Source organism: Sphaerochaeta sp. S2, assembly GCF_016406725.1.
Classification (GTDB): domain Bacteria; phylum Spirochaetota; class Spirochaetia; order Sphaerochaetales; family Sphaerochaetaceae; genus Sphaerochaeta.
Genome location: NZ_JAEKNT010000512.1, coordinates 1 through 5,254, shown reverse-complemented (window position 1 = coordinate 5,254; position 5,254 = coordinate 1). Strand labels below are relative to the sequence as shown.

Genomic DNA, 5,254 nt, shown 5'->3' with positions numbered 1-5,254 from the left:
GTTTCATAGCATTTCATACAATCCTCCTGGAAGCTGAAAGGGGATGGGAAAGTAGTAACAGATTCCACCCAACTTTTCCATATTAGGCAGTGTAGCTAGCAAGAAACCTGAAACTTCATTTTTTCTTTCATTGACCTGACTGATCTACCAAGCACAGGAAAATTGTTTCCAACAACCAATACCCCAAATTGGAATCTACCATGGTATACTGGTTTCCATTACCAGTACTTGTTCATAGGGGGTACTCCCAGATGGCTGAACATAGAGGTATCATCATCGTTGGTGCAGGAATTTCTGGACTGACTGCAGCAACCTCCCTCGCCATGAGAGGACACTCTGTCTTGCTTCTGGAGAAGGGGAGGTACCTGGAGGGCTGGTGAACTCATTCACTCGAGAGGGGTTCCTCTTCGATGGGGGAGTGAGAGCCCTGGAGAATGCCGGCATGCTCAAGCCCATGCTACAGGAGCTGGAGATTGATCTTCCTCTTCTGCCAAGCAATGTTTCTCTCGGGGTTGAGGATAAGATCATCAATGCAAATTCCAAGGATAGCTTGGAAGCCTATAGGAATCTTCTTCTGGAGCTCTATCCTGAGAGCAGGGATGATGTAGATAAGGTCATCAAGGTCATTGGAAAGTTCGATGTGTATATGCAGGTTCTCTTTGGGAGTGACAGTCCATTCTTCAAGGATGCAAAGCGAAATCTTCCTTACTATCTCACTACGTTCCCTCTCTGGTTTATGCGCTTCCTCGCAACCGGGGCAGCAATTATGCGCATGAGAATGCCGATGGAGCAGTTCCTTTCTGGCCTTCTTGAGAATAAAGCCCTCATCGACATTGTCTCCCAGCACTTCTTCAAAAAGACTCCTGCCTTCTTCGCCATGAGTTACTTCTCCCTCTATCCTGATTACTTCTATCCAAAGGGAGGGGTGGGCAGTATTCCCAAGGCTTTGACTGAGCGCCTCTTGGCACTTGGCTCAGAGGTGAGGACGGAGACTGAGGTGACTCATGTGGATGCATTCGGTAAGACGCTCACCGATGGGAAGGGGAATGAGTACAGCTACGATAAACTTATCTGGTGTGCCGATCTTAAACATCTCTACCGGATGGTCTGCTTCGAGGGTTTTACTGAGGAGGAGAAGAGTGGAATTGCCAGAGAGCAGGAGAAGGTGCTCTCTAGCCATGGGGCGGAGTCAGTATTTACCCTCTTCCTTGCAGTGGACTTGCCCCCTTCGTACTTTGCAGGAATTTCAGAGGGACATTTCTTCTATACCCCGTCAAAGCAAGGCCTTGGGGAACTCAACCACTCTGAGCTTGCTGCCATACTGGAAGGATGGGAGGATCTGGACAGGGAAGCCTTCTATACCTGGCTCTCTGCATTCTGTCACTTGAATACGTATGAGATTTCCATTCCTGTGCTTAATGACAGCAGTGCGGCACCAGAGGGAAAGAGTGGACTCATCATAAGTTTCCTCTTTGACTACGAACTTACACGAAGGATTGAAGAAGGCCGTTGGTATGAGGAGTTTGAAAGCCGTATCAAGGAGATGATGATTGCCTCCCTTTCTGAGTCGGTCTATCCAGAGCTGGAAGAACATATTCTTTTCTCCTTTACCGCGAGCCCTCTGAGTATTGAGCGAAATATTCACAGCAGTGAAGGCGCTATTGTCGGCTGGTCATTTGAACAGGATATTCCCATAGAGGCTGGTATGCTCAATATGAAGAAGGCTGTTCTTACCCCCATCCCTGATGTCTATCGTGCAGGGCAGTGGACGGTCAGCCCGGCTGGTCTTCCTACGTGTATCATGACCGCAAGGATGGCCGCAGACTTGGTGCATACCAGATGAGCATGATCTGATTGTTCAAATCCTAGGGATCTCCTTTTTATTTACATATGAGCAGTAGCAGACAAACTCTGAGAAACAGAGATGCTCCCTGGGCAGGGTAAGCCTGCATGCTGCCATGACGAATAATTGGAAATGTGTTTTTATCCATACACGAGACCAAGAGGACTTGCTCTATGAAAGTAGAGCTGTTTGGATATGGTATTATAGGATTGCATATAAATCACCAATCTTTGTTCTTGTATATAAATAAGGTTGACATATCATTATACATGCAAGAGGGTAGAGTTATTCTTACATACATTTCCTTGTAAAGGAGTAATTGCCCATGGATGAAAAGGCAACGCTTGACCATATGATTCTCTGTTTTGTTGACGAAATTCAGTCATTTCATTACTCAATAAGTGCTCTTGATCATATCTGGGAGATACCGTTTCCTGACCAGAATGGTTCTTGGCACCTGATCAGAGTTGTTTCCTATCGTAAACATATCGCTCTCTTTGATATGAGTGGCAAGCAGGGTGGCTACGAGTTCGAAGACCGTAGTGATATCAAGCCTCTGGAGATACCGGGTGAGTATCCGGATACCAAAGTTTGGATCACCTATCTGAATGCTGCCCGTGCTTGGTTGAAGCTGGTTAAAAAGGATTGGGTTGCAACGAATAAGCGTATTCAGAGAGAGTATCCCCTGGAATTACGACAGGGGATTGCTCCTCATGCGGTCATTCGATCGGCCTTTCCGGATGCCTATCGTCTAGATGAAGCAATTGGTTTGGACAAGAAGAAGAAAATAGTGGACCTTGTTGAATCTCTCTATTTCCATAAGCAGGCAGATGCAGAAGTGAAAACATTCACCGCCAACGAGTACTTTGCTTACTGCAAAATTGCATATCTTGCAGCCAAGAGGGACGATGAAGTAATAGATGCCTCCCTATCAGGTAGGGAACTATATCGTCAATTTGCTGATGGCCGTGATGAGGGTCTGCTCAAGATTGATGGAGACTCCCCGGAGGAATTTGCCGATTGGATTGACAATAAACACCCCTTGCGGTCCATGGGAGGACACCCATGGGAGATTAAACGAGGAGGAAATACCACACACATTTCTCTCGCTGTGTACCGCTCAATGTACAGGGAAGAGGGGTATGTCATCCAATTGAGTGGAGAATCGCTGGGGAGAATGGAAGAGACATTGCGTATGTTGCTTGCTATCCATGAGGCAGGTCTTCCGATTACGATTACAAATCCTGAGTCTGTCAGAAAAAGACTCCTTGCCCAGGATAATATTGGAATCATACCTGAATATGTTTGGTTCCATCGTGCAAACCAACGATTCAGGAAGGATGAGGATGTATTTGAGGTAATGCATTACAAGGAACTTGGCCGGTACAAGCGAAGGGTCACTCCCTTTATCACTTGGCAGCCGATTCCTGTGCTACGTCCGATTGGTGGTTGAGGGTTTTACACGTCTCAACTAAGAGCATGAGGCTATTCCGTCAGGTAAGAGCTAGGCTGGTGAAGTCCATGTTGGGTCTTGATAACCCAAGTGCTTTCTGGTGCAGATCCCAAAACTAGATTGCCTCGGATTACCATCAAAAGTCTTGTAATCATGTCCAATAACTGATGGAATAGTCACTGTTGCCAGTTTTTTTTGTACATAACATATGCTATAATATGCAATATGAGTAGAAATGTTATGGATTTTGCAAAAGCAATCCTGAATATTCGAACGGCTTTACGAATTTCTCAACAAGATCTTGCGGCAGAACTAGATGTCAGCTATGCAACAGTGAACCGGTGGGAGAATGGAAGAACAATGCCCAACAAGATGACACTAAGTGTTATCAAAAATTATTGTACCCATCACCATTTGGAATTTGACTATAAGCCGGAAACCAATGAGCAATAGGTGTATTCGACACTGGCAAAGGATATGATTATGGTTTTACCAGATACCTTACTTTCTTTGATTAAACAGGGTGAAAGTCTTACTGTGGAGTTCAAAAAATCCACAACAGAAATAACTTCAGATGTCTATGAGACTGTCTGTTCTTTTTCAAACAGAGAGGGAGGTCATATCTTTCTGGGTGTAAAGGACAGCGGTGATATTATTGGCGTAAATACAGACTGTGTTGATCAGATGAAAAAGAATTTTGTGACTGTAATCAACAACAGGAACAAGTTGAACCCTCCTCTCTATATCAATCCAATAGATTATGAATTTAAAGGGAAGACAGTTATATATATACAAGTGCCTCGTTCACAAAGTGTTTGTCGTTGTCGTGGAAGAATCTTTGATAGGAATTATGATTCCGACCTAGATATCACTGATAATGAAGGTCTTGTTTATCAGTTATATGCAAGGAAACAAGATACATATTATGTAAATAAGGTGTTTCCAATATTCTCTGTCACAGATCTACGTCATGACTTGATAGACCGAGCACGCAATATGTCCGGTATGCGTACGCCAAAACATCCTTGGCAATATATGACTGATCTGGAAATGCTTCGGAGTGCTGGACTTATTCTTACGGATACCTCAACAGGGAACGAAGGGATCACCCTTGCTGCAATCCTCTTATTTGGACCAGATGCCTTGATCGTGTCAGCTCTAGCCCATCATAAGACTGATGCCATATTTCGAGTTTTCAACACAGATCGCTATGATGATAGAGATGTAATAATCACAAACCTATTTGAAAGTTATGATCGATTGATTGCCTTTGGGCAAAAGCATTTAAATGATCTATTTGTTACCGAAGGTATGCAAAGCATCAGTGCAAGAGATAAGATACTTCGAGAGATTGTTTCCAACTCTTTGGCTCATAGGAATTATGCTAATGCCTATGTGGCAAAGTTGGTGATTGAGAAAGATCGTATTTATACCGAAAACAGCAATCGTTCACATGGATTCGGGAATTTGGATCCTTCATCATTCGAACCTTTCCCTAAGAATCCTCCAATTTCAAAAGTATTTCGCGAAGTTGGTTTAGCTGATGAGTTGGGTTCTGGGATGCGAAATACCTATAAGTATACAAAGTTATATAGTGGAGCAGAACCGGTTTTTACTGAAGGAGATGTGTTCAGGATTATCGTGCCTTTACATGAGGCCTCTACCGTTGTGGTTGGTCCTACTAAAGTTCCAAAGTCTCATGATGACACTTTGGATGACACTTTGGATGACACTTTGGATGACACTTTGGATGACACTTTGGATGACACTTTGGTTGACACTTTGCATGACACTTTGGATGTCACTTTGGATGACACTTTCGATGACACTTTGGTTGACACTTTGGATGACATTTTGGATGTCATTTTGCGTGTCATTCTCGATGACACTTTTGATCTGATTCTGCCTGACATGTTGGCTGTCACCCCGCATATTACCCTACGTCTCATCTCGCTTTC

5 protein-coding genes are annotated in these 5,254 nt (G+C 44.0%); all 5 read left to right on the top strand.

Annotated features, from left to right (window positions below; translation table 11 throughout):
* Positions 1 to 251 precede the first annotated feature (251 nt).
* Positions 252 to 380, top strand: a complete 129-nt coding sequence (locus JF818_RS14995; RefSeq protein ID WP_198892816.1) for an FAD-dependent oxidoreductase — start codon at positions 252 to 254, stop codon at positions 378 to 380.
* Positions 377 to 1,843, top strand: coding sequence for an FAD-dependent oxidoreductase (locus JF818_RS14990; protein ID WP_198892814.1), 1,467 nt, complete (start codon positions 377 to 379; stop codon positions 1,841 to 1,843). The genes JF818_RS14995 and JF818_RS14990 overlap by 4 nt, the downstream gene beginning before the upstream one ends.
* A gap of 325 nt (positions 1,844 to 2,168) precedes the next feature.
* Complete coding sequence (locus JF818_RS14985; RefSeq protein WP_198892812.1) at positions 2,169 to 3,296, top strand: hypothetical protein; 1,128 nt, start codon at positions 2,169 to 2,171, stop codon at positions 3,294 to 3,296.
* Between the two features lie 225 nt (positions 3,297 to 3,521).
* Positions 3,522 to 3,749, top strand: coding sequence for a helix-turn-helix domain-containing protein (locus JF818_RS14980; protein WP_198892810.1), 228 nt, complete (start codon positions 3,522 to 3,524; stop codon positions 3,747 to 3,749).
* Between the two features lie 24 nt (positions 3,750 to 3,773).
* Positions 3,774 to 5,254: RNA-binding domain-containing protein (locus tag JF818_RS14975; protein ID WP_198892808.1), on the top strand; the 1,481-nt coding region annotated here is incomplete at its 3' end.

Bases quoted from the DNA above. Each gene is read 5' to 3' on its own strand.
- JF818_RS14995 (WP_198892816.1), top strand. From the start codon at position 252: ATGGCTGAACATAGAGGTATCATCATCGTTGGTGCAGGAATTTCTGGA.
- JF818_RS14985 (WP_198892812.1), top strand. From the start codon at position 2,169: ATGGATGAAAAGGCAACGCTTGACCATATGATTCTCTGTTTTGTTGAC.
- JF818_RS14980 (WP_198892810.1), top strand. From the start codon at position 3,522: ATGAGTAGAAATGTTATGGATTTTGCAAAAGCAATCCTGAATATTCGA.